Consider the following 23,613-nt stretch of genomic DNA (forward strand, 5'->3'; position numbering starts at 1 on the left):
GTGAACGCCGAGGAACTCCGCGACCTCGCCCTCGCCGCCCTGGAGGATCTCAAGGGTGTGAACGTGGTCAGCATCGATGTTCGCGACCGCACCGATGTCACCGATTTCCTCGTGGTGGCCAGCGGCACCTCCAACCGGCACGTGAAGTCCCTTTCCGACAGCGTCATTGAGAAGGCCAAGAAGGCAGACGCCCGGCCCCTCGGGGTCGAGGGCCAGGAGGGTGCCGAATGGGTGCTGGTGGACCTCGGCGACGTGGTGGTCCACGTGATGCTGCCCGCGACCCGGGATTTTTACGACCTGGAGCGGCTCTGGGCAGTCCCCGACCGGCCGGGCTGATGCGCCTCACGGTGCATGCGGTGGCGGGCAAGCTGCCGCGGTGGGTGGCGGAGGGCAGTGCCGATTACGAGCGTCGCCTGCCGCGGGAGCTGAAGCTCGCCTGGCGCGATGTGCCCCTGACGCGGCGCGCTGCGGACGGCAGCGGTGCCGTGCTGGCCGAGCGTGAAGGGGAGCGGCTGCTCAAGGGGGTGGGGGGCGACGACCGGGTGATCGCCCTGGACCCGGGCGGCGAGCCCTGGCGCACCGAGGACCTGGCCCGGCACCTGGCCGACTGGCAGATGGACGGACGTCCCGTGGCGTTTCTCATCGGCGGCCCCGACGGGCTGTCCCCGGCATGCCGCGCGCGGGCAGAGCGGAGCTGGTCCCTGGGGCGGCTGACGCTGCCCCACCCGCTGGTGCGCGTCGTGCTCGTCGAGCAGCTTTACCGGGCTTGGACAATTCTCAGCAATCACCCCTATCATCGCGGCTGATGGCACAGGCAATCACCCTGAAGGATACGCGGCGGGAACTGCGTATCTATGGCGGCCGCACGGTGGTCGCGGTGCTCGCCGTGCTGGTCGCGCTTTTCCTTATCTTCCTGCGCTACTTCAACCTGCAGATCACCGGCTACGAGACCTACCGCACGCAGTCGGAACGCAACCGGGTGCAACTGCAGGCGCTGCCGCCGAAGCGCGGCCTCATCTACGATCGCCACGGCGTGCTGCTGGCGGCCAACCGGCCGAGCCATATCCTGTCCCTCGTGCGCGAGCGGGTGCCGGACCTCGAGGCCACGCTGACCGCTCTCGGTGAACTGGTTGCCGTGGACGAGGATGACCTGGACGCGTTTCATCGCCGCCTCGGCCAGCGCCGACCCTACGAGCCCGTACCCCTGCGTTTCCGGCTCACGGAGGACGAGCGGGCCCGGCTGGCGGTGAACCGCCACCGTCTGCCGGGCGTCGTGGTCGATGCGCAGCTCATGCGCCACTACCCGCAGGGCGAAGTCTTCACGCACGCCATCGGCTACGTGGGGCGGATCAACGAGCGCGAGGCGGCGCGCCTGGACGCCTCGGACTACCGCGGCACCTTTCACATCGGCAAGACGGGCATCGAGCGCCGCTACGAGGACACGCTTCACGGCACGGTGGGCTACCAGAATGTCGAGACCAATGCGCACGGCCGCGTGCTCCGCATCCTCGACCGTTTCGATCCCGAGCCCGGCCAGGACCTGGTGCTCAACCTCGACAGCACGCTGCAGCGGGTCGCCACGGAGGCCCTCGGTGACCAGCGCGGCGCCGTGGTGGCCATGGACCCGGCCACCGGCGGGGTTCTCGCCCTCGTCTCCACGCCCGCCTTCGATGGCAACCTGTTCGTGAACGGCATCAGCAGCCGGGACTACGGCGCGCTCCGTGACTCGCCGGACGTGCCGCTCTTCAACCGCGCCGTTCAGGGGCAGTATCCGCCCGGCTCCACGATCAAGCCGCTGATGGGAATCGCCGGCCTCGAGTCGGGGCTGGTGACACCGGAGAGCACGGTGCCGGACCCGGGCTGGTACCGGCTCCCGGGCGACACCCGGCGCTACCGGGACTGGATCCTGCGCATCCGCGGCACCGGCCACGCGCCGGAGGTGGACCTGCACATGGCGCTGGCGGAGTCCTGCGATGTCTATTTCTACGACCTCGCCCGGCGCCTGACGGTGGACCGCATGCACGATTACCTCGCGCCCTTCGGCCTCGGCACGCGGACGGGCATCGATACCACCAACGAGCGCCCCGGTGTGCTCCCGTCGAGCGACTGGAAGCGCAGGACCCTGGGCCAGCCCTGGTACCCGGGGGAGACGCTCAGCGTGGGCATCGGCCAGGGCTACATGCTGGCCACACCGGTGCAGCTGGCGGCGGCCACCGCGGCCATCGCCAGCCGCGGTGTCTTCCACGTGCCTCAGCTGGTCCGGCGTATCGGCGGCGAGGCGGTCGCCCCGGCGCCACCGCGGGTGATCGAGGCTGCACCGGAGACCTGGGACGCCATCCACGAGGGCATGCGTGCCGTGGTCCACGGTGAGCGTGGCACGGCGAAGCTCATCGCCGGCGGCCTCCAGTACGTCATGGCCGGGAAGACCGGCACGGCGCAGGTCATCGGTATCGCCCAGGGCGAGGTCTACGATGAGGACGAGGTGGCCGAGCGCCACCGCAACCACGGCCTGTTCGTGGCTTTCGCCCCCCTGGAGGCGCCGACGATCGCCGTGGCGGTGCTCGTGGAGAACGGGGGCGGCAGCACCGCCGCGTCGCCGATCGCCCGGGAAGTGATCGACGCGTGGCTCCTCCGCGGCGGGGAGCTCGCCGGTGGTTGATTACGTCCGCCAGCTGCCGGGACATGACGCCAGCCTGGGGCGCGGCTCGCGCTTCGCCGCGCGCCTGCACCTTGACCTGCCCCTGCTGGCACTGCTCCTGGCGCTCACCGGCTATGGGCTCGTGGTCCTGTACAGCGCCGCTGACGGGGCCATGGGCGCGGTCGTGCGCCAGGCGCGCTACCTCGTCCTCGGCTTCGTCGTGATGCTTGCCGCGGCCCAGTTCCCCCTCGTCCGCTACCAGCGCTGGTCGCCCTGGGCCTACCTCGGCGGCGTGCTTCTACTCGTCGGCGTGATGTTCTTCGGTGTCGGCGCCAAGGGCGCCCAGCGCTGGCTGGACCTCGGTGGTTTCCGGTTCCAGCCGTCGGAGATCATGAAGCTGCTGGTACCGATGACCGTCGCCTGGTATCTCGCCGACCGGGTGCTGCCGCCGCGCCTGCCCTATCTCCTCGCCTGCTTTGGCCTCATCGTGCTGCCGGCGGCACTTATCCTGCAGCAGCCGGACCTGGGCACGGCGCTGCTCATCGCCGCCAGCGGTCTTTTCGTGGTGTTCATGGCCGGCATGGGCTGGCGCTACATCGTCGGCGCCCTGGTCCTGGCCCTGGCATCCGCCTGGCCCATGTGGGCCTTCGTTCTCAAGGACTACCAGCGCCAGCGCATCCTGACGCTGCTCAACCCCGAGAGCGACAAGCTCGGCGCCGGCTGGAACATCATCCAGTCGAAGACCGCGATCGGTTCCGGCGGCTGGTCCGGCAAGGGCTGGCTCGAGGGCACGCAGTCACACCTCGATTTCCTGCCGGAGAGCCACACGGACTTCATCATCGCGGTGCTCGCCGAGGAATTCGGCCTGCGCGGCGTCGTGCTGCTCCTGACCCTGTACCTGCTCATCCTCCTGCGCGGCTTCTGGATCGGTCTCAACGCCCAGAGCACCTACGGCCGCATCCTGGCCGGCAGCCTGACGCTGACCTTCTTCGTCTACATCTTTGTTAACATGGGCATGGTGTCCGGGCTGCTGCCCGTGGTCGGTGTCCCGCTTCCCCTGGTGAGTGCCGGCGGCACCTCCGTGGTGACGCTCCTGGCGGGCTTCGGCCTGCTTATGGCGGTCGCCTCGGAGCAGCGGGTCGTCGGACAATGACCCGTCATGCCGGGCAGCGAGGGAGCCTGATGATGCCAGCCTGTTCCGTCCCCCGGTCGCTTCAGCGTGTCGCGCTGCTGGTGACCCTGGCGCTTGCCCTGCCGGCCTGCGCCGAGCATTACGACGACCACCCGGCCGCAGCGGCCTTTATCGACCAGCTGGTCGCCGAGGACGGCTTCGATCGCGAAACGCTCGAGGGCCTGTTCGCCCGGGCGGAACGCCAGGAGAGTATCCTCGAGGCGATTGCCCGGCCGGCGGAGAAGACCAGGCCCTGGCACGAGTACCGGGACATTTTCCTCACCGATCGTCGCATCGACGAGGGCATTGCCTTCCTGGCCGAGCACCGGGACACCCTCGCCGCCGCCGAGGCCGAAAGCGGGGTGCCGGCGCCGGTGATTGCCGCGGTGCTCGGTGTCGAGACCTACTACGGCCGTATCACGGGCAGCTATGCGGTTATCGATGCCCTGTCCACACTGGCCTTCGACTACCCGCCGCGGGCGCCCTTCTTCCGCCGCGAGCTGCGCCATTTCCTGCTGCTGGCCCGGGAGCAGGGCCTCGACCCGGCAAGCCTCGAGGGTTCCTATGCCGGTGCCATGGGCTACGGCCAGTTCATGCCCAGCAGCTATCGCAGCTACGCGGTGGATTTCGACGGCGACGGGCTCGCCGACATCCGGAACAACCCCGCCGATGCCATCGGCAGCGTCGCCAATTACCTGGCCCGCCACGGCTGGCGGCCGGGCGAGCCGGTGGCTTCCCGCGCGACGCTCGCCGCGCCGGTGCCGGCGGACTGGTTCGACGAGAGCCTCGACGCGGAGCGCACGGTGGCCGAGCTCGCCGCCGGCGGCCTCGTTGCCGCGCGCGATCTGTCGGCGGACGCGCCGGCCCTCGCGCTGGCACTGCAGGGTGAGGACGGGCCCGAGTACTGGGTTGGCCTGCCCAACTTCTACGTCATCACCCGCTACAACCACAGCGCGCTCTACGCGATGGCGGTATACCAGCTCAGCGAGCGGCTTCGCGACGGGGCCGGCGCGTGAGCCTGCCCTGGGGCGTCGCCTGCCTGCTGCTCCTTGCTCTCGGCGGCTGCAACGGGCTGGAGCCGCCCGATGGCGCGCCGCTCAGGCCGGTCGCCGCCCACGAGGTGCCCGATGCGGTGCCGCGGGCGGAGCCGATCCTGCGCGCCGGCAACAGCAGCCCCTACGTCGTCAATGGCGAAAGCTATCGCGTGCTGCCGACGGCGGCGGGCTACCGCGCCGAGGGTATCGCCTCTTGGTACGGGACACGCTTCCACGGCCGCAAGACCGCCAATGGGGAGCCCTACGATCTCTATGGACCCACGGCGGCCCACCGGACGCTGCCCATTCCCTCCTACCTGCGGGTCACCAACCTCGCCAACGGACGTTCCATGGTGGTGCGCGTGAACGATCGCGGCCCCTTCCACCCGGACCGGGTCATCGACCTGAGCTACGGCGCGGCCGTGCGCCTCGGCTTCGCCGAGCAGGGGACGGCGCCGGTGCGGCTGGAGGCGCTGACCCTCGCCGGCGTCGACGACCGCCGCGGCAGCGAGGCCGGTGTCTACCGCTACCTGCAGCTCGGTGCCTTCGCCAGCCGGAAGACGGCGCAGGATCTGCGCGACCAGGTCGCCGCGCTGGTCGATGCGCCGGTGACGGTGACGCCGGTCGAGGTGCACGGCCGTTCCTTGAGCCGGGTCCGCGTCGGCCCGGTGCGCGACGAGACGCATCTCGAGTCCCTGCGCGCCCTGCTGCGCTCCCGCGGCCTGGACCCGGGGCAGGCCCTGCCCTGAAGACGCCGCGCGCCCGCGGGCGACGGGGGGTTCCTTTCGCTGGCCCGGGCCATGCGGTAACATCGCGCGCTCCTAGCCATCGGGGGACTGCCTGCCATGCGTCGACTCGCCTTCGCCATTCTCGGCCTGCTGCTGGCCGTGCAGGGTCAGGCCCAGAGCATCGTGCCCGCGCCGCCGCAGGTGGCCGCCGAGGCCTTCATCCTGGTCGACGCCGCGACCGGTTTCGTCATCGCGAAGGACAGCCCCGATAAGACGCTGCCGCCGGCCAGCCTGACCAAGCTGATGACCAGCTACGTGCTTGCCAATGAAATCGCCGAGGGGAGGCTGTCGCGGGACGAGCAGGTGGTGGTGAGCGAGAATTCCTGGTCGCAGAACCCCGTGTTCCACGGCTCCTCCCTGATGTGGATCGAGCCCGGCAAGGAGGTGACGATCGGGGAACTCGAACGCGGTATCGTCATCGCCTCCGGCAATGACGCGACCGTGGCCGTGGCCGAGCACATTGCCGGCAGCGAAGAGGCTTTCGCCGAGCTCATGAACCAGCATGCCGAGCGCCTGGGCCTCAGCAACAGCCACTTCATGAACTCCCACGGGCTGCCGGACCCCAACCACTACACGACGGCGCGGGACCTGGCGAGGCTGTCCGCCGCGATCATCAGCAAGTTCCCCGAGCACTACGCGCGCTACAAGGAACTCGACTACACCTATAACGACATCAAGCAGTACAACCGCAACAAGCTGCTGCGCGAGGATCCGTCCGTCGACGGCCTGAAGACGGGCTACACCAGCGAGGCGGGCTACGGCCTCGTGGCGTCGGCGAAGCGTGGTGACATGCGGCTCATTTCCGTCGTCCTCGGCACCAGCAGCCCCACGGCGCGCAAGAACGAGACCCGCAGCCTGCTCAACTACGGCTTCCGTTTCTACGAAACGGCGCATCTCCTGGACGCGGGTGAAGAGCTGGAGAAGCCGCGGATCTGGAAAGGACAGGAAGACTACGCGCCTGTCGGCGTCCTCGAGGAGATCGTGCTCACGCTGCCCCGGGGCAAGCGCCAGCAGGTCGAGCAGCGCGTGGCCCTGGTCGATGACATCGAGGCGCCGCTGGCCGTAGGCGACAGTGTCGGCACGCTGACCCTGCTCCTGGACGGCGAGCTGCTCTACCAGGGGCCGGTCGTCGCGCTCGAGGCCGTAGAGCCCGGCGGTTTCCTCGCGCGGCTCTGGGACATCATCCTCATGTGGCTTGCGCGCCTCTTCGGCGCCTGAGGCGGTCTGTGTGGCAACGCAGGATCCGCCTAAGATCGAGTTTCCCTGCGAGTACCCGATCAAGGTGCTCGGCCGCAACCGGGAGGGCATGCAGGACGCCGTGGTCGCGGTGTTCGAGCGCCATGCGCCGGGCTTCGACCAGGCCGGCATCAGCATTCGCGACAGCCGCAACGGCACCTTCCTGGCCATGACCGTCACCATTACCGCCACCGGCCCGGAGCAGCTGAAGGCCCTGCACCGGGACCTCATGGCGACGGGCCACGTGCAGATGGTGCTGTGAGCCCGGGGCTCCGTTACCGCCGCCTGGGCGAGGCGGACTACGAAGAGACCCTCGCGGCCATGCGCCGGCTCACCGACGAGCGGGGCGAGAACGCCCCCGACGAACTCTGGCTTCTCCAGCACCCCCGGGTCTTTACCCAGGGCCAGGCGGGCCGCGCCGAGCACGTGCTCGCGCCCGGTGATATTCCCGTGGTCCAGGTCGATCGCGGCGGCCAGGTGACCTACCACGGGCCGGGGCAGTGGGTGGTCTACCTTCTCATCGACCTGAAACGCCGCGGCCTCGGCGTGCGCGAACTGGTCAGCCTGATCGAACGCGCCATCGTCACGGTGCTCGCCAGCTACGGTATCGAGGCCGCCGCCGATCCGGCCCGGCCCGGGGTCTATGTGGACGAGGCCAAGATCGCCTCCCTGGGGCTGCGGGTGCGCCGGGGCTGCAGCTACCACGGCCTCGCCCTCAACGTGAACCTCGACCTCGAGCCCTTCGGGCGGATCAACCCCTGCGGCTACGAGGGCCTGGCCGTCACTTCCATGGCGGCACAACTGCCGGGCCAGCCCCTGGACGAAACGGCGGTTGGTGAGGCACTGCTCAGAACCCTGGGCGAGGAACTCGCGACAGTCAGTGCCTGACCGGCCGCTTCGCCAGCTTGCGCTGCAGGGTGCGCCGGTGCATGCCCAGGGCCCGCGCGGTGGCCGAGATGTTGCCGTCGTGATCCCGGAGCACCCGCTGCAGGTGCTCCCATTCCAGCCGGTCCAGGGAGGTGGGCTGGCTGGGGACCGCCACCGGCTCGGCCTCCGCCGCGCCGAAGGCGGCGAGGATTTCTTCAATGCTCGCGGGCTTGCAGAGGTAGTTGGTGGCGCCCGCCTTGGTCGCCTCCACGGCGGTGGCGATGCTCGAGTAGCCGGTGAGCACGACCACGCGCGCGCCGGGTGCGCAGGCCAGGAGAGCCGGCAGGGCGACCAGGCCCGAGGTGCCCGGCATGTTGAGGTCGAGGAGCACATGGCTCGGTGCGAAGCCGGCGCAGCGTTCCAGCGCCGTATCCGCATCGTTGCAGACCAGCACGTGGAAGCCGCGGCGCTCCAGGCTGCGCGCCATGATCCGGGTGAACGCCGGGTCGTCGTCGACCATCATCAGCCGTTCCTGGCTCATGGCTGCTCCTCATCATCTGCCAGATCCGCCGGCGTCGCGGTCTCGCTGTCCCCCATCTCCCCGGGCGGAGCGAGCGGCAGGACCAGGCGAGCCTCGCTTCCGCCGTCGAGATTCCGCAGCTCGATACGCCCGCCGTGCCGCTCCACCGCCGCGTGGCTCAGCATCAGGCCGATGCCGAGCCCCTTGCGGCTGCCCAGCAGCACTGGCTTGCCGGGGTCCGCGAGCAGTTCCCGGGGCATTCCCGGGCCGTTGTCGCGGACCGTGACCTGGCCCTCACGCGCGTCCCAGCGGGTGCTTACTTCTATCCGGTCGCCGCCGCTGTCGGCGGCGTTGTTCAGCAGGTTCTCCAGCGCCTGCGCCAGCGTGGGCTCGGTGAGCACCGCGGGTGCGGGGCCGGCCCGGGACTCGAAGCCGTGGCGCACCGCGGGCCGGCGCACGGCCCAGCGCTCCAGCGTCTCCCGCGCAAAGGCATCGAGCGGCTGGCGCCGGGGGCGGGTCGCGGAGGTCAGCTCCGCGGTGCTCGACAGCTCGCGCAGCGTGCTCCGGCAGGTCGCCAGCTGGTCGCGGAGGATCTCGCAATCGGCTCTCACATCGGCGGACAGCGCCGGGTCCGCGAGCAGCTCGTCGACGGTGACGGTCATGGTGGCGAGGGGCGTCGCGAGCTCGTGGGCGGTGCCCGCAGCGAGGCTCGCCACGGCCATGATCTGGTCGTTGCGCAGCCGGTCCTCCCGCTGTTCCGCAGCGCGGCTGGCCTGGGCCCTCAGGATGGCGCCCATGCGCACGACGAAATAGGTGATCAACCCCGCGCTGAACAGGAAGTTGAACCACATGCCCAGGATGTGCACGCTGCCTGCCCCGCCGTGCCCCATGGCGGCGTGCGGCGAGAACAGCGGAAAGGGCACGTAGACGTAGAGCAGGGTGCTGTAGGCCGCGAGGGAGGCGCCGGTCACCAGCCAGGTGTAGCGCCAGGGCAGCACCGCCGCGGAGACCACGACGGGAACGATATAGTAGGAAATGAACGGGTTGTTGGCGCCGCCGCTGAAGTACATGAGTGCGCTCCAGACGATCACGTCACCGAGGAGCTGGGCGAAGAACTCGCCATCGGTCACCGGCCACGGCCGGTAGCTGCGCCAGTAGCTGGCCAGGGTGAAGACGGCGAGCACGCACAGGCTCGCGGCGAGGCCGACGGGGCTCGCCGTCGTGCGGCTCGCGGCGAGCACGTAGGCGAGGACCGCGGCCTGGCCGAGGAGGGCGATAGCGCGGATCGCCAGCAGGCTGCGCAGGTTGGCGAGGGAGGCGCGGTAGGCGTCGGGGTCCGGGTGGGCGCTCAGCATCGCGCGATTATAGCCAGCAGTCAGCGGGAGGGCACGGCGAGGGCACGGCGAGGGCACGGGCGCCGCCCCTCTGCTACACTCGCGCCCCCCGAGAGCAGGCAACCAGGACCCCCATGACCGATCAGGCCGCGAACGATGCCGTCGCCCGGCGCCGTACCTTCGCCATCATTTCCCACCCCGACGCGGGCAAGACGACGATCACCGAGAAGCTCCTGCTGCTCGGCAGCGTGATCCAGACCGCGGGCATGGTGAAGGGGAAGAAGGGACCGCATGCCACCTCGGACTGGATGAGCATGGAGCAGGAGCGGGGCATCTCCGTGACTTCGTCGGTGATGCAGTTCCCCTACCGCGATCGCGTGGTGAACCTCCTGGATACGCCGGGGCACGAGGATTTCTCCGAGGACACCTACCGCACCCTCACCGCCGTGGACTCGGCGCTCATGGTCATCGACGGCGCGAAGGGTGTCGAGGACCGCACCATCAAGCTCATGAACGTGTGCCGGCTGCGCGATACGCCGATCATCAGTTTCGTCAACAAGCTGGACCGTGATATCCGCGACGCCATCGAGCTGCTCGACGAGATCGAGGCCGTGCTCGGTATCGCGGCGGCGCCGATAAACTGGCCCATCGGCATGGGCAGCCAGTTCCGCGGCGTCTACAACCTGTACACGGATACGGTGCACGTCTACGAGCCGGGTCACGGCCGGGAGCTGCACCCCGATACGCGTATCGAGGGGCTGGCCAGCGACGAGGCCCGCGCCCTGCTCGGCGATGACTACGAGGATTTCTGCGAGGAGATCGAGCTCGTCCGCGGTGCCAGTCACGAGTTCGACAAGGCAGAGTTTCTTGCCGGCCGGCTGACGCCGGTGTTCTTCGGCACCGCCCTCGCGAATTTCGGCGTACGCGAGATGCTCGACGATTTCGTGGCCTGGGCGCCGCCGCCCCTCGACCGGGAGACCACCACGCGCACGGTCGCCGCCGCGGAGCCCGCCTTCAGCGGGTTCGTGTTCAAGATCCAGGCCAACATGGACCCGCGGCACCGGGACCGTATCGCCTTCCTGCGCGTCTGTGCCGGCCGCTACGAAAAGGGCATGAAGATGCGTCACGTGCGCATCGGCAAGGACATCCGCATCGCCGATGCGGTGACTTTCAAGGCCGGCGAACGCGCGCTGGTGGAGGAGGCGGTGGCCGGCGACATCATCGGCCTGCACAACCACGGCACGATCCAGATCGGCGACACGTTCACCGGGGGTGAGGCGCTGCAGTTCACCGGCATCCCGCACTTTGCGCCGGAACTGTTCCGGCGCATCCGCCTGCGCGACCCGATGAAGTCGAAGCAGCTGCAGAAGGGCCTTCAGCAGCTCTCCGAGGAAGGTTCCACGCAGGTCTTCGCGCCGCTGACCTCGACGGACCTCATCGTCGGTGCCGTCGGGCAACTCCAGTTCGACGTGGTCGCCTGGCGGCTCAAGGACGAGTACAAGGTCGAAGCGCTTTACGAGCCGGTGAACGTCTACACCGCGCGGTGGGTCTACTGCGACGACCCGCGCAAGCTCGAGGAATTCCGCAAGAAGGCGGCCGAGCATCTCTCGGAAGACGGTGGCGGCTACCTCACGTACCTGGCGCCGACGCGGGTCAACCTGTCGCTCATGGAAGAGCGCTGGCCGGATATCGATTTTCGTGCGACGCGGGAGCACTGACCTGCCGCTCGCCGGGAAAGTTGCTATGCTGTTCGGGAACGGTCCCGGCTAGTGTCCGCCAGAGGCGGCGCCGGGTAAGCTCACCGCAGCGGGAAACAGCAGGCGCCGTTATCACTTCAGCGAACGACTCTGCCATCCCGGCGCCCCGCCGCGACAGCGACGGGTGGGTCGGCGATGCCTTCGCCGCGACCCGTGCCGCGTCCATGGCGGCCTGCGCGGGCCTGGAGGCCGAGGACTACGGCCTGCAGGCCGCCGCTTTCGCGAGCCCGCCCAAGTGGCACCTGGCGCATACGACCTGGTTTTTCGAGACCTTCATCCTCCGTCCCTTCAGCCCCGGCTACGAGGTCTTCCACCCGGCCTTCGAGGTGCTGTTCAACTCCTACTACAACGGTGTGGGCGAGCAGTACCCGCGGGCGCAGCGCGGGCTCCTGTCGCGCCCGACCCTCGACGAGGTGCTCGCCTACCGCGCGCATGTCGACGCTGCGCTGCGGCCTCTTCTCGAGGACCCTGCCGCAGACCCGGCCGTTGCGGCCCGCTGCCGCCTCGGCATCGAGCACGAGCGCCAGCACCAGGAACTCTTCCACACGGACATCAAGTACTCGCTGGCCGCGAATCCGCTGGCGCCGGCGCTGGCCGAGGCCCCGGCCCTGGCGACGGCCGAGGCACCGCCGCTCGGCTGGCTGCCCTTCGCGGGCGGGCTCGTGGAGACCGGCCATGCGGGCGACGGCTTCGCCTTCGACAACGAGCTGCCCCGGCACCGCAGCTGGCTCGAACCTTTCCGCCTTGCCAGCCGGCTGGTGACCAACGGCGAGTTCGAGGCTTTCGTCGCTGACGGCGGCTACCGGCGCCCGGAGCTCTGGCTGGCAGACGGCTGGGATCTCGTCCAGCGCGAGGGCTGGACGGTGCCGCTCTACTGGCGCGGCGACGGGGAATTCACGCTCTATGGACTGCGCCGCCGGGACCCGGCGGCGCCGGTGGTGCACGTGAGCGGTTACGAGGCGGATGCCTACGCCCGCTGGGCAGGTGCGCGGCTGCCCACCGAGGCCGAGTGGGAAACGGCTGCCGTCGCCCTCGAGCCCGAGCCCGTGGGTATCGAGGCGGGCCACCTGCACCCGCGCCCCGCCGCGCCGGGCCCGGCCCAGTTCTACGGCGCCTGCTGGCAGTGGACCGCGAGCGCCTACGGCCCCTACCCGGGCTTTGCGCCCGGGGAGGGTGCCATCGGCGAGTACAACGGCAAGTTCATGTGCAACCAGTGGGTGCTCCGCGGCGGCGCCTGCGTCACGCCGGGCGGACAGCTGCGGCACAGCTACCGGAACTTCTTCTATCCCGCGGACCGCTGGCAGTTCAGTGGTATCCGCCTGGCGGCAGACGATGGCTGAGGGCGGGGGCAGCCCCGCGCCGGGGAACGTCGCGTTTCACGATCTCCACCCCGCGGTGGGGGACAGTCGCGCGGAGGCGCTGGCGGGCCTGCGGGAAGCTCAGAAACGGGTGGACCCCAAGCACTTCTATGACGCGCGCGGCTCGCAGCTTTTCGAGGCCATCACCCGCCTGCCCGAGTATTACCCCACGCGCACGGAAACGGCGATCCTGCGCCGGGAGGCCCGCTCCATCGCCGGCAGCTGCGGCGCCCGGGCGGTGCTCATCGAGCCGGGCAGCGGCAACTGTGAAAAAGTCCGGCTGCTGCTCGATGCGCTGCGACCGGCGGCCTACGTGCCCGTCGACATTTCCGCGGCGTTCCTGCGCGAAGCGGCCGGGGCGCTTGGGGACGCTTTCCCCTGGCTGCCCGTCCGTGCCATCTGCGCCGATTTCAACGCGGCGCCGGAACTCGACGATTACCTGCCGCCGGGGCGGCGCCTGGTGTTCTATCCCGGCTCGACCATCGGCAATCTCGAGCCGCCCGCCGCCCGCGCTTTCCTGGGCCGCCTCGCCGGCTGGCTGGGCGAGGACGGCGGTGCCCTGGTAGGTGTCGACCTGCACAAGGACACGGCCGTGCTCGAGCGCGCCTACAACGACAGCGCGGGCGTCACCGCCGCCTTCAATCTCAACGTGCTGAACAGTCTCAATCGGCTCCTCGATGCCGACTTCGACCGGGATGGCTTCAGCCACCGGGCCTTCTACGATGCCCGCCGCCAGCGTATCGAGATGCACCTCGTCAGCCAGCGTGCGCAGGAGGTCCACTGCAACGGGGAGACGATCCACTTCGCCGCCGGCGAGACCCTGCACACGGAAAACTCCTACAAGTACACGGTGGAGGGGTTTGCCGAACTTGCGGCCGGAGCGGGGCTGACGGTGCGTGAGCACTGGCTTGATCCCGGCCGCCTCTTCAGCGTGCACTACCTGGAGCGCGCCTGAAGCGCGTGGCCCCCGGACTCTCCGTCGATCCGGCGATCGTTCTCGAGAACGTGCGCAAGGGCTGGGGCCCGCAGGCGGTCCTCGACGGTATCGATCTCGCCTTCGCGGCGGGGCGCACCACCGCCGTGGTGGGCCGTTCCGGCTGTGGCAAGTCCACGCTGCTGCGCCTCTGCAACGGCCTCCTCGCCCCGGACGCGGGCCGGGTGCATGTCCTCGGCGAGACGCTGCCGGCGCCGGACCCGGTAGCGCTGCGGCGGCGCATAGGCTACGCGGTGCAGCAGGCGGCGCTCTTTCCACACCTCACAGCCCGGGAGAACATCACGCTGGTGGCCCGTCTCGAAGGCTGGAGCGCCGCGGCACTGGCTGAGCGGCTGGACACGCTGCGCGTGCTGGTCGATCTGCCCGTCGATGCGCTCGAGCGCCTGCCCCACGAGCTGAGCGGCGGCCAGAAGCAGCGCGTCGGCCTGTGCCGGGCGCTGTTCCTGCACCCGGGCCTGCTCCTTCTCGACGAGCCTTTCGCCGCCGTCGACCCGCTCACCCGCCGGGATATCCACCAGCGGCTCCTCGCCCTGCAGGCCCACGAACCCGTGACCACCGTGCTGGTGACCCACGACATGGCCGAGGCGCTGCGCCTGGCGGAAGAGGTGGTGATCCTCGGTGGCGCCGGTGGTCCCCGGGTGTACAGCCGGGCTGCGCTTCAGTCGCGGCAGGGAGACAGCGACGCGGAGACCCTGCTGCTGGAACTCATGAGCGAGGACCCGCGGTGATCCGTGCCCTCGCGCTGCTGCTGCTCCTTTGGAGCACCGCGTGGAGCACCGCGGCTCCCGCGCTCACCGTGGGCTCGAAGCGTTTCGCCGAGAGCCACTTACTGGCGGAGATCGCTGCCCAGCTCCTCGAGCGCGAGGGCTTTGCCGTCGAGCGCGCACACGGGCTCGGCGGCTCGCTCATCGCCTGGCAGGCCCTCGGCGCCGGCGACATCGATCTCTACCCGGCCTACACCGGTACGCTCGCCCGGGCCGTGCTCAAGGCGCCGTCGCTCAGCGGCGCCGCGCTGCGCGAGCGGCTCGTGGCCGAGGGTTTCGAACTGCTTCCGGGCCTCGGCTTCGCCAACAGCTATGCGATCGCCATCGCCGGCCGTCTCGCCGAGGCCGGCGGCCTCGAGCGCATCTCGCAGCTCGCGGGGAGGCCGGCGCTGCGCCTCGGCTTCAGCCACGAGTTCCTGCGCCGCGGCGACGGCTGGGAGGCCCTCGCGCGTCATTACGGGCTGCCGCAACAGCCCCGGGGCCTGGAGCATGCGCTGGCCTACCGGGCCGTGGCCGCCGGCGAGCTGGACGGCACCGATGCCTACACCACGGACGGCGAGCTGTCGGTCCACGACCTCGTCCTGCTCGAGGACGATCGCGGCTTCTTTCCCCGCTACGAGGCGGCGCTGCTGGTGCGCGGGGACCTGCCGCCCGTCGCGCGCCGCGCGCTGGCCCGCCTCTCGGGGCGGATCGATGCGGTGACGATGCGCCGCCTCAACTACCGGGTGAGTGCCGGGGGCGAGAGCCCGGCCGCCGTGGCCGCGGCGTTCCTGGCGGCCGAGGGACTCGCGGCGGACGGCGCCGCGGTCGCGCCGCCGACGCTGCTGCGCAGGGTATCCGCGCGGACCCTGGAGCACCTGCGCCTGACGGGCATCGCCCTCGCCGCCGGTTGCCTGGTGGCCATCCCGGGCGCGCTGCTGCTGGCGGGGCGTCCGCTCGCCGCCCGGGTTTTCCTCTACGCCACGGGCCTCGTACAGACCATCCCGGCGCTGGCTCTGCTGGCGCTGCTGATCCCCCTGCTCGGGCTGGGTATGTCGACGGCGATCGGCGCCCTGTTTCTCTATTCCCTGTTGCCCGTGGCGCGCAATACGCTCAGCGGGTTGCTGTCCATCGACCCTGTGCTGCTGGAGGTCGCCGACGGCATCGGCCTGACCCGGCGGCAGCGACTGCTGCGGGTGCAGCTGCCGCTGGCGGCACCGGCGGTGCTGGCGGGGGTGAAGACGGCCGCGGTGGTGAGCGTGGGTACCGCGACTCTCGCCGCCTTTGTCGGCGCCGGCGGGCTTGGCGAGCCGATCATCACGGGGCTGACGCTCAACGACCAGCGGCTGATTCTCGCCGGGGCCATCCCGGCTGCACTGCTCGCGCTCGCCGTGGAGCTGCTCTTCGAGTTGCTGGAGCGCTTCCTGGTGCCGGCGCACCTGCGCGCGCGGCGTGCGGGAGGGGCCGGGGGAGGCTGAGGGTGCGTCGTGGCGGGGGAAGGGGTGCTACAGAAGCGCCTCGATGTCCCGGCGCAGTTCCTCGGGCTTCGTGGTGGGCGCATAGCGCTTGACCACCCTGCCGTCGCGGTCGACCAGGAACTTGGTGAAGTTCCACTTGATGCGCTTGCTGCCGAGAGCGCCGGGGGCCTCGGCCTTGAGGTGAGCGAAGAGCGGGTCCGTGTCAGTACCGTTGACGGCAATCTTGCCGAACATGGGGAAGCTGACGCCGTAGTTGAGCTGGCAGAACTCCATGATTTCATCGTTGCTCCCCGGGTCCTGGCCACCGAACTGGTTGCAGGGAAAACCCAGGATCGCGAACTCCCGGCCGGCAAGCGCTTCGTAGAGTGCTTCCAGCCCGGCGAATTGCGGGGTGAAGCCGCATTTCGAGGCCGTATTGACGATGAGGAGCACCTTGCCCCGGTAGCCGCCGAGATCCACGGCCTTGCCGGTGGCGTCGGTGCAGGTGAAATCGTAGACGGTCTCGCTCATGGGAGCCTCCGGGGTACTACTGGTGCGGGGTAGCCATGGCCGGCAGCTGCGCCATGAGCAGCCCCAGGCGCTTCTGCTGCATCTTCAGGGAAAACTCTAGCTCGCGCAGCCGGGTGCGCAGGGCGGCCTGCTCCCACTTCTGCTGCAGGGCCGCCCGGTGCTCGCCGATGGCGTCCTCGATGGCGTGCACGCGGCGTTCGTAGCGTTCGGCCTGGAGCGCCTTCCACTGGTTCACGGCATCCGTGAACAGCTGGTACTCCCGCTCCAGCTTCTCGAGCAGCGGTTCGCCGGCGCAGTGCCGCGCCAGGGAGCGACGGGCGCGCTCGAACTGGGTATCGAGAACGGCCCGGCGGATGCGGAAGGCCGGTACGCGGGTGAGGTCCGAGGCGAGGCCCACGCGGGCGCAGAGCGCGATCATCCACTTGGTCGGGTCCCACTGGTACCAGCGGATGCCGTTGCGGTAGTCGTTCTGAAAGATGTGGTGGAAGTTGTGGTAGCCCTCGCCGTAGGTGAGGAACGCGAGGAAACCGTTGTCCCGGGCGCTGTTGCTCTCCGTGTAGGGGCGCGTGCCCCAGAAGTGCGCCAGGGAATTGATGAAGAAGGTGACGTGGTGGTTCACCACCAGTCGCGCGAGGCCCACGAGCAGCACCGTGCCGATGACGTTCCCGAGGAACCAGCCCAGGAGGAGCGGCAGGCCGAGGTTCATGGCCGTGGTCAGTGCCACGTAGTGCCGGTGCTGCCAGGTGACGATCGGGTCCCGCTCGAGGTCCGGGATGTTGCTGAAGTCCTCCGCATTGGTGGTGTACTCGCGCAGCATCCAGCCCATGTGGCTGAACCAGAGACCGCGACCGGCCGAATAGGGGTCGCGCTCGTTGTCGTCCACGTGGCGGTGATGCCGGCGGTGGTCCGAGGCCCAGACCATGATGCTGTTCTGCAGGGCGCCGGCGCCCCAGAGGGCGAACCACAGGCGCAGTGTCCAGTGCGCCCGGTAGGCCCTGTGGGACCAGAGCCGGTGATAGCCGCCGGTGATGGCGAGCCCGTTCAGGTAGAGGAAGACCACCGCCCAGGCCCACTGGGCGGCCGTGAAGCCGTGGCTGACGCCCCACCAGGGGACCAGGATCAGGGCCGCCAGGGGAAAGCCCAGGAAGATGGCGGCGTTGATCGGGATAAGGGGGGGTCGGGATGTTGCGCGGGACATGGGATACCAACCTGAAACGTGACCCGCCAATGATAGCGGTTTGCGTCCCGGCTGTCTGTTTGCGCTGTTCGCGTCGCCCGCCGGCGCGGCGCTCTCCGGGGCGCCGGGCGTGGGGTCAGAGCCGTTGCAGGTAGGTCTGGTATTCCATGGTCGTGATATGGCGGAGGAACTCCGTGATTTCCTGTTCCTTGGTGATCGCGAAGGTGGACTGCATGGTCTCGCCCAGGGCGCGGCGGATGAAGTGCGAGACACCGAATACCTTGAGGGCATCCTGCATGAAGATGGGCAGCTCCGCCTCGCCCTTGCGGCTGTACCCGTCCCCGGTGACCGGGGGTGGCGGCTCCAGGCGCCGTTCGATGCCCTCGAGAGCAGCGGCGAGGATCACGGCGAGCACGAGGTAGGGATTGGCGTCGGCGCCGGCAACCCGGTGCTCGAAGCGGCGGGCCGCGGGGGCGCCGGCGGGCACGCGCAGGGCCACGGTCCGGTTCTCGTAGCCCCAGGCGGGATAGGTCGGGGCATGGCTGCCCTTCTGGAAGCGCCGGTAGCCGTTGAAGCTCGGCGCAAAGAGGAGAAATGAATCGGGCATGTAGCGCAGGCAGCCGGCGATGGCGTGCAGGAGCTCCGGCGTGCCACTTTCACCGCCGTCGTTGAAGACGTTGCGCCCCTCGCGGTCGAGAACACTACAATGGACGTGCAGGCCATTGCCCGCCTCATCCTGGAAGGGCTTGGGCATGAAGCTCGCCACCAGCCCGTGGCGCTCGGCGATTCCCTTGATGAGCCGCTTCATCATCAGGATCTGGCGGGCGGCGAGGACCGGGTTGTCCACGTGCTGCATGTTGAATTCATACTGGGAGGGGGCGGACTCCTTCACCACGCCGTCGAAGGGCAGGTCCTGGATCTCGCAGGCGCGCTGCATTTCCTCGAGCATGGCCTGGTGGCGGTGCAGCACATCCAGCCCGTAAAGGTTCCCGGTGACCGGCTCATGGCTCGCCGGGTTGGCACCGGCATGCGTGGGGCCGCGGCCATCCCACTCAACCAGGCTGAACTCGAGCTCCGCGGCTACCACCGGGCGCCAGCCGCGCTCCCGGTAGCGTGCCACCACCTGCTTGAGTACCTGCCGCGGGTCGCCGAGGTAGGGGCTGCCGTCCGGCTCGAAGAGGGAGAGCATGACCTGCCCGTGCCCGGCGGCGGGGGACCAGGGGGTCGGCAGGAGGGAGCCCTCGATGGGCCGGCAGACCCCATCCTCGTCACCGGAGGCGAAGACGAGCTCCTCCACATCCCGGCCCCAGATGTCGAGGCTGAGCGCGGTCTTCGGGAACTTGAGGTCACCCTGGTAGATCTTTTCCAGCTTTCCGCGCGGCACCCATTTGCCCCGGAGGATGCCGTTGGCGTCGGGCAGGAGTGCCTCCACCATCGTGATCTCCGGGTGCGCGCGAAGGAACCAGTCGACTTCAATCGCCATGGTCTAGAGCCAGCTTCAATCAAGGTGCAATGTCGGGCAGCAGCCTTGCCACCTCAATGCCCCGCTTTGGGTAGGGCCTCCCCTTACACCGTCCCCATGTAAACCCGCAGCGGGTCGTCGCCGGCGGCCTCCGCCAGGCAGGACATGCTGTTGATGAACAGCGCAAACAGATCGGTCTGCGAACTCACGTCCAGCTTCCGGTAAATGTTCTTGCGGTGCCGCCGCAGCGTCTCCCTGGCGATGCCAAGGCGCTGCGCGGAGACCTCGGTGCTGTAGCCGCGAAGCATGAGCTCGAGCACGTCCTTTTCCCGCGGGGACAGCACCGAGGCGCCGAAGGTATTGAAGGCAAGTTCAACCTGGTGGTCGATGCCGGGCTGGATGAGGTTCTTCACCGCGAAATCGCCGACCCTGGTGTGGGCGCGCAGGAGTGCTGCCACCGGTTCGGCGAGGAGGTACATGCGCTGGTTCTCCTCATCGCTGAAGGCGCCCTGCTGCGGCAGGCGCATCATGCTCAGGTTGATCACATCGCCGCCGGGCAGGCGCGCCAGGTAGACCGCCTCGTCCACCGTGCCGGTTTCTGCATAGTAGTCGCGGTAGTAGGCGGATTCCTCGAGCTTGCCCGCGGTGAGCCGCGACAGCCGGTACAGGGACGACTTCGGCCGGTCCAGGGAGGCGCGGAAGAAGGGGTCCTCCCGGTAGGGACCCTCGAGGTACTGGTCGATCTGTGCATGCACCGCATGGGCCGGTATCTCGTGATAGAGCACCCGCGGCGGGAGTTCCCGGTGATAGAGCCAGAACTGGGGATAGGCGATACGGACCTGGTTGCGCACGGCCTCTACCAGGGCCGGGAAGAACTCATCGCTGCCGAGGCCGTCAACGGCGCGGGCGAGATCCAGCTGCCACTGGCCCAGCTCGGAAAGATCGATCATGCGTCGACCCGTACCCCCAGGTGGTTCGCGGCAGTTTGGGCAGCCCCCGCCAGCCTGTCAACCGGTGCCCGGCGGCGCGCATTCACCAGGGAAGGGGCGCGGTGCGCCAGTGCCCGCGCCAGGCGGCTTCCACGCGGTCCGGGTAGCGCCGGCTCCCGCTGGAGCCGTTGTAGGCGGCGAGGGCGCGGCGCAGGTCGCCCTTCTCGCGCTCCAGGTAGAACTGGAGAATGCGGCAGCCGTAGGCGAGGTTGGTGCGGTTTTGCGTGAGGTTGTCCCCCGGCCGGCCGATTTCCCCCTTCCAGAAGGGCATTACCTGCATGAGGCCCTGGGCGCCGGCCCGGGAGACGGCGAAGCGGTCAAAGGCGCTCTCCACTTCAATGACGGCGAGGACCAGTTCCGGTGCCAGGCCGCTGCGGGTGGCTGCCGCGTGCACCTGGCGGAGAAGCGCGAGGCGCCGGGCGGGGTCTTTGATGAAGGGGGTGAGGCGGGTGGACATGTCCACGAGCCAGACCTCCGCGGCGTAGCGGTCCTCGAAGCTGTCGCTTTCGCTGATGGTGCGCTCGAGGAAGGCGCGCAGGGCATCCCGCTCCTCGCCCTCCGGAAGCGGCGCGGCAACCGCGCCCACCGCCAGGGCGAGCAGCAGCGCGGCGAGCCCCGGGCACCGCCGCGCGTCAGCCCGCCAGCTTCGCACGCAGGAAGTCGAGGGCCTGGTCACGGTCGATGCGCTGTGCCTCGTCGTCCCGGCGGCCCTTGTACTCGACCTGGCCGTCGGCCAGGGACTTGTCGCCGATCACGATGCGGTGAGGAATGCCGATGAGCTCCATGTCGGCGAATTTCACGCCAGGACGCTCGTCGCGGTCGTCGAGGAGGACATCGATGCCGGCTTCCCGGCAGGCCGCATAGAGCGCTTCCGCTGCGTCCGCCACGGCTTCGGACTTGTGCATGTTCAGGGGCACGATAACGACCTCGAAGGGCGCCATGGCCGCGGGCCAGATGATGCCGCGCTCATCGTGGTTCTGCTCGATGGCAGCGGCGACGATACGGCTCACGCCGATGCCGTAGCAGCCCATGTGCAACGTCACGCCGCGGCCGTTCTCGTCGAGCACCGTGGCGTCCATGGCCTCGCTGTACTTCGTGCCGAGCTGGAAGATGTGACCGACCTCGATGCCGCGCTTGATCTGCAGCCGGCCCTGGCCGTCGGGGCTCGGGTCGCCCTCGACGACCTCGCGCAGGTCCTCGACGCGGGGCAGGGGCAGGTCCCGCTCCCAGTTCACGCCCGTGAGATGGTAGCCGTCCCGGTTGGCGCCGCAGGCGAAGTCCGACAGCACCGCGGCAGAGCGGTCCAAGATCACCGGCAGGGGCAGTCCCACGGGGCCGAGGGAGCCGAAGCCGGCTCCCACGGCGGCGCGCACCTCGTCCTCGCCCGCCAGGCGCAGGGGGGAGGCAACCCCCTCGAGCTTCTCGGCCTTGACGGCATTGAGGCTGTGGTCACCGCGCAGCACCAGGGCGACCAGGGTGCCCATTTCCTCGCCACCGACGACGAGAGTCTTCACGGTCTGCGTGGCGTCGAGACCGAGCCGGCTGCACAGGCTGTCAATGCTGTCCACGCCGGGGGTGGCGACCTCCTCCAGCGCTGCGGTGGCGGCGGGCCGGTCCTCCGCCGGGGCCAGCGCCTCCGCCATCTCGATGTTGGCCGCATAGTCGCTGCCGTCACTGAACGCGATGGCGTCTTCGCCGGACTCGGCGAGCACGTGGAATTCCTCCGATGTACTCCCGCCGATGCTGCCGCTGTCTGCGACCACCGGGCGAAAGGCGAGGCCCAGGCGCTCGAAGATGGCGCTGTAGGTGGCGTGCATGACCCGGTAGGTTTCCTCCAGGGAGTCCTGGCTGGTGTGGAAGGAGTAGGCATCCTTCATGATGAACTCGCGGGAGCGCATCACGCCGAAGCGAGGGCGGATCTCATCGCGGACCTTGGTTTGCACCTGGTAGAGGTTGATGGGCAGCTGGCGGTAGCTGCTTACCTCGTTGCGCACGAGCTCGGTGACCACCTCCTCGTGCGTCGGGCCGAGGCAGAAATCGCGATCGTGCCGGTCCTTGATGCGCAGGAGTTCCGGCCCGTACTGCACCCAGCGCCCGGACTCCTGCCAGAGCTCTGCCGGCTGCACCACAGGCATGGTGACTTCCTGCGCGCCGCTCCTGTCCATTTCCTCGCGGACCACGCGTTCGACCCTGCGCAGCACGCGCAGGCCTGTGGGCAGCCAGGTATAGAGACCGGCGCTGAGTTTGCGAATGAGGCCGGCGCGAAGCATGAGCCGGTGGCTGACGATTTCGGCGTCGGCCGGCGTTTCTTTCTGGGTGGCCAGCAGGTAGTGGCGAGTGCGCATGGCGGCGTTCCGGGGATGTTGCAAATGCCGCGAAGTTTACGTGTGAAACACCCACCGGTACAGGCGGAAGGCGCCCGGGCCTGAAAAAAACGGGCTAAATACGCGTTTTTTCGTTTCTCACCGCCGTAAAACCCTTGTATTACAGTATTTTTTGTTTTAAACAGGCACGAAGTCGGGTGCGGGCGCTGGAAATGCCGTGGTGAATGCATTGATCACAGGGCTTTGTGCGCGGCTTGGACGAGGCCATTAGAAAGCAACGAGGAAGGGTTGAAACATGGCAACACGCAAAGCTGCAGCGAAGAAGAAAGCGCCGGCCAAGAAGAAGGTAGCCGCGAAGAAGGCACCGGCAAAGAAAGCACCGGCCAGGAAGGCTCCTGCGAAGAAGGCACCGGCCGCCAAGGCCGCTCCGGCCAGGAAGGCCACCGCCCTCAAGGACAAGCTCACCAAGACGCAGATCGTCGGCACCATTGCCGACAACACCGGCCTCAGCAAGAAGCAGGTCTCTGATGTCATGGGCGAGCTGGAAACGCTCATCGAGCGCTCCATCAAGAAGCGGTCCGTCGGTGAGTTCACGCTCCCGGGTCTGATGAAGATCACCACCGTCAAGAAGCCGGCCCGCAAGGCACGCAAGGGTATCAACCCCTTCACCGGCGAAGAGACGGTCTTCAAGGCCAAGCCGGCAAGCGTTGCCGTCAAGGTGCGCCCGCTGAAGAAGATGAAGGAGTTCGCCGACTCCTGATCGGCGCCTGACCACCGGCGCCGCCGGGCGCCGGTGGCTTCCCTCCGCAAGGTCTGCTTCTCGGGGCAGACAGGGCCGGCGACCCCCCTGACAACCGCCGCCCGCGCCCTTGGCCGCGTCTGACGCCATGGGGTAGAATCCCGCGCTTCCCTTATTCCGGCCAGGTTCCGGGCGAGCAGCCATGCCAATCTACGAGTACCAGTGCCAGGCCTGCGGTGAGCTTACCGAGGCCCTCCAGAAGCTCAGCGATGCGCCGCTGACGCGATGTCCCGCCTGCGGAGCAGAGGCGTTGCGGAAAAAGGTGTCCGCGGCGGCTTTCCGTCTCAAGGGCGGCGGCTGGTACGAGACCGACTTCAAGACCGGCAGCAAGAAGAACCTTGCCGGGGAGACTGACGGCAAGCCCTCGGGCGACAGCAAGGCTGACGGCAAGGCAGACGGCAAGAAGGAAGGAAATAAGGAAGGAACTAAGGAAG

At 69.0% G+C, this 23,613-nt stretch carries 23 protein-coding genes and 1 pseudogene; 16 read left to right on the forward strand and 8 right to left on the reverse strand.

Features of this window, described 5'->3' with window-relative positions; all coding sequences use genetic code 11:
- The 9 genes from rsfS (at position 1) to lipB (ending at position 7,755) form a co-directional block, all read left to right on the forward strand.
- On the forward strand, positions 1 to 336 hold the full coding sequence (gene rsfS / locus ACX93N_RS00095) for a ribosome silencing factor (protein ID WP_459426342.1): 336 nt from the start codon (positions 1 to 3) through the stop codon (positions 334 to 336).
- Positions 336 to 806 carry a 23S rRNA (pseudouridine(1915)-N(3))-methyltransferase RlmH gene (gene rlmH / locus ACX93N_RS00100; protein ID WP_459426343.1) on the forward strand — a complete coding sequence of 157 codons (471 nt, stop codon included), beginning with the start codon at positions 336 to 338 and terminating at the stop codon, positions 804 to 806. Before rsfS ends, rlmH begins: the two co-directional genes overlap by 1 nt.
- Complete coding sequence (mrdA, locus tag ACX93N_RS00105; protein WP_459426344.1) at positions 806 to 2,659, forward strand: penicillin-binding protein 2; 1,854 nt, start codon at positions 806 to 808, stop codon at positions 2,657 to 2,659. Before rlmH ends, mrdA begins: the two co-directional genes overlap by 1 nt.
- Positions 2,652 to 3,791 carry a rod shape-determining protein RodA gene (gene rodA, locus ACX93N_RS00110; RefSeq protein ID WP_459426345.1) on the forward strand — a complete coding sequence of 380 codons (1,140 nt, stop codon included), beginning with the start codon at positions 2,652 to 2,654 and terminating at the stop codon, positions 3,789 to 3,791. The genes mrdA and rodA overlap by 8 nt, the downstream gene beginning before the upstream one ends.
- A gap of 29 nt (positions 3,792 to 3,820) precedes the next feature.
- Positions 3,821 to 4,825 carry a lytic murein transglycosylase B gene (gene mltB / locus ACX93N_RS00115; RefSeq protein ID WP_459426346.1) on the forward strand — a complete coding sequence of 335 codons (1,005 nt, stop codon included), beginning with the start codon at positions 3,821 to 3,823 and terminating at the stop codon, positions 4,823 to 4,825.
- Entirely contained in the window at positions 4,822 to 5,592 is a 771-nt protein-coding gene (locus ACX93N_RS00120; protein ID WP_459426347.1) for a septal ring lytic transglycosylase RlpA family protein, read from the forward strand. The genes mltB and ACX93N_RS00120 overlap by 4 nt, the downstream gene beginning before the upstream one ends.
- A 96-nt stretch (positions 5,593 to 5,688) precedes the next feature.
- On the forward strand, positions 5,689 to 6,849 hold the full coding sequence (locus ACX93N_RS00125) for a D-alanyl-D-alanine carboxypeptidase family protein (RefSeq protein WP_459426348.1): 1,161 nt from the start codon (positions 5,689 to 5,691) through the stop codon (positions 6,847 to 6,849).
- A 10-nt stretch (positions 6,850 to 6,859) separates the two neighbouring features.
- Complete coding sequence (locus ACX93N_RS00130) at positions 6,860 to 7,129, forward strand: YbeD family protein (protein ID WP_459426349.1); 270 nt, start codon at positions 6,860 to 6,862, stop codon at positions 7,127 to 7,129.
- Positions 7,126 to 7,755 (forward strand): lipoyl(octanoyl) transferase LipB, encoded by a 630-nt coding sequence (lipB, locus tag ACX93N_RS00135; RefSeq protein WP_459426350.1) that lies wholly within the window; start codon positions 7,126 to 7,128, stop codon positions 7,753 to 7,755. The genes ACX93N_RS00130 and lipB overlap by 4 nt, the downstream gene beginning before the upstream one ends.
- Here lipB and ACX93N_RS00140 read toward each other — a convergent pair.
- Positions 7,745 to 8,275: a response regulator transcription factor gene (locus ACX93N_RS00140; protein ID WP_459426351.1), complete on the reverse strand. Its 531-nt coding sequence runs from the start codon at positions 8,273 to 8,275 to the stop codon at positions 7,745 to 7,747. The genes lipB and ACX93N_RS00140 overlap by 11 nt on opposite strands.
- Positions 8,272 to 9,609: an ATP-binding protein gene (locus ACX93N_RS00145; protein WP_459426352.1), complete on the reverse strand. Its 1,338-nt coding sequence runs from the start codon at positions 9,607 to 9,609 to the stop codon at positions 8,272 to 8,274. The genes ACX93N_RS00140 and ACX93N_RS00145 overlap by 4 nt, the downstream gene beginning before the upstream one ends.
- 113 nt (positions 9,610 to 9,722) lie before the next feature.
- On the opposite strand from ACX93N_RS00145, the gene ACX93N_RS00150 reads away from it, so the two are divergent.
- The 5 genes from ACX93N_RS00150 (at position 9,723) to ACX93N_RS00170 (ending at position 15,918) form a co-directional block, all read left to right on the forward strand.
- Positions 9,723 to 11,306, forward strand: a complete 1,584-nt coding sequence (locus tag ACX93N_RS00150; RefSeq protein WP_459426353.1) for a peptide chain release factor 3 — start codon at positions 9,723 to 9,725, stop codon at positions 11,304 to 11,306.
- Positions 11,307 to 11,440: 134 nt separating this feature from the next.
- Positions 11,441 to 12,685 (forward strand): ergothioneine biosynthesis protein EgtB, encoded by a 1,245-nt coding sequence (gene egtB / locus ACX93N_RS00155; protein WP_459426565.1) that lies wholly within the window; start codon positions 11,441 to 11,443, stop codon positions 12,683 to 12,685.
- On the forward strand, positions 12,678 to 13,658 hold the full coding sequence (gene egtD, locus ACX93N_RS00160) for an L-histidine N(alpha)-methyltransferase (protein WP_459426354.1): 981 nt from the start codon (positions 12,678 to 12,680) through the stop codon (positions 13,656 to 13,658). Before egtB ends, egtD begins: the two co-directional genes overlap by 8 nt.
- 5 nt (positions 13,659 to 13,663) lie before the next feature.
- Positions 13,664 to 14,425 carry an ATP-binding cassette domain-containing protein gene (locus ACX93N_RS00165; protein ID WP_459426355.1) on the forward strand — a complete coding sequence of 254 codons (762 nt, stop codon included), beginning with the start codon at positions 13,664 to 13,666 and terminating at the stop codon, positions 14,423 to 14,425.
- Positions 14,422 to 15,918, forward strand: coding sequence for a glycine betaine ABC transporter substrate-binding protein (locus tag ACX93N_RS00170; protein WP_459426356.1), 1,497 nt, complete (start codon positions 14,422 to 14,424; stop codon positions 15,916 to 15,918). Before ACX93N_RS00165 ends, ACX93N_RS00170 begins: the two co-directional genes overlap by 4 nt.
- 27 nt (positions 15,919 to 15,945) lie before the next feature.
- On the opposite strand, the gene ACX93N_RS00175 is transcribed toward ACX93N_RS00170, so the two are convergent.
- The 6 genes from ACX93N_RS00175 to ACX93N_RS00200 form a co-directional block, all read right to left on the reverse strand.
- A complete protein-coding gene (locus ACX93N_RS00175) occupies positions 15,946 to 16,428 on the reverse strand; it encodes a glutathione peroxidase (protein ID WP_459426357.1) in 483 nt (160 codons plus the stop codon).
- A gap of 16 nt (positions 16,429 to 16,444) precedes the next feature.
- Entirely contained in the window at positions 16,445 to 17,626 is a 1,182-nt protein-coding gene (locus ACX93N_RS00180; RefSeq protein ID WP_459426358.1) for an acyl-CoA desaturase, read from the reverse strand.
- Between the two features lie 115 nt (positions 17,627 to 17,741).
- The gene (locus ACX93N_RS00185; RefSeq protein ID WP_459426359.1) at positions 17,742 to 19,088 is read right to left on the reverse strand and encodes a glutamine synthetase family protein; all 1,347 of its coding nucleotides are present in this window, start codon (positions 19,086 to 19,088) and stop codon (positions 17,742 to 17,744) included.
- Positions 19,089 to 19,171: 83 nt separating this feature from the next.
- Positions 19,172 to 20,017 carry a helix-turn-helix domain-containing protein gene (locus ACX93N_RS00190; RefSeq protein WP_459426360.1) on the reverse strand — a complete coding sequence of 282 codons (846 nt, stop codon included), beginning with the start codon at positions 20,015 to 20,017 and terminating at the stop codon, positions 19,172 to 19,174.
- An 82-nt stretch (positions 20,018 to 20,099) separates the two neighbouring features.
- A complete protein-coding gene (locus ACX93N_RS00195; protein WP_459426361.1) occupies positions 20,100 to 20,708 on the reverse strand; it encodes a lytic transglycosylase domain-containing protein in 609 nt (202 codons plus the stop codon).
- Positions 20,689 to 22,401, reverse strand: coding sequence for a proline--tRNA ligase (locus tag ACX93N_RS00200; protein ID WP_459426362.1), 1,713 nt, complete (start codon positions 22,399 to 22,401; stop codon positions 20,689 to 20,691). Before ACX93N_RS00200 ends, ACX93N_RS00195 begins: the two co-directional genes overlap by 20 nt.
- A gap of 274 nt (positions 22,402 to 22,675) precedes the next feature.
- Between ACX93N_RS00200 and ACX93N_RS00205 the strand changes: the two genes are divergently transcribed.
- Together ACX93N_RS00205 and ACX93N_RS00210 are read left to right on the forward strand one after the other, a co-directional pair.
- On the forward strand, positions 22,676 to 23,140 hold the full coding sequence (locus ACX93N_RS00205; RefSeq protein ID WP_459426363.1) for an HU family DNA-binding protein: 465 nt from the start codon (positions 22,676 to 22,678) through the stop codon (positions 23,138 to 23,140).
- A gap of 181 nt (positions 23,141 to 23,321) precedes the next feature.
- Positions 23,322 to 23,570, forward strand: a pseudogene (locus ACX93N_RS00210) (FmdB family zinc ribbon protein); the annotation flags it as partial.
- Between the last annotated feature and the right edge of the window lie 43 nt (positions 23,571 to 23,613).

Source organism: Pseudohaliea sp. (assembly GCF_054552115.1).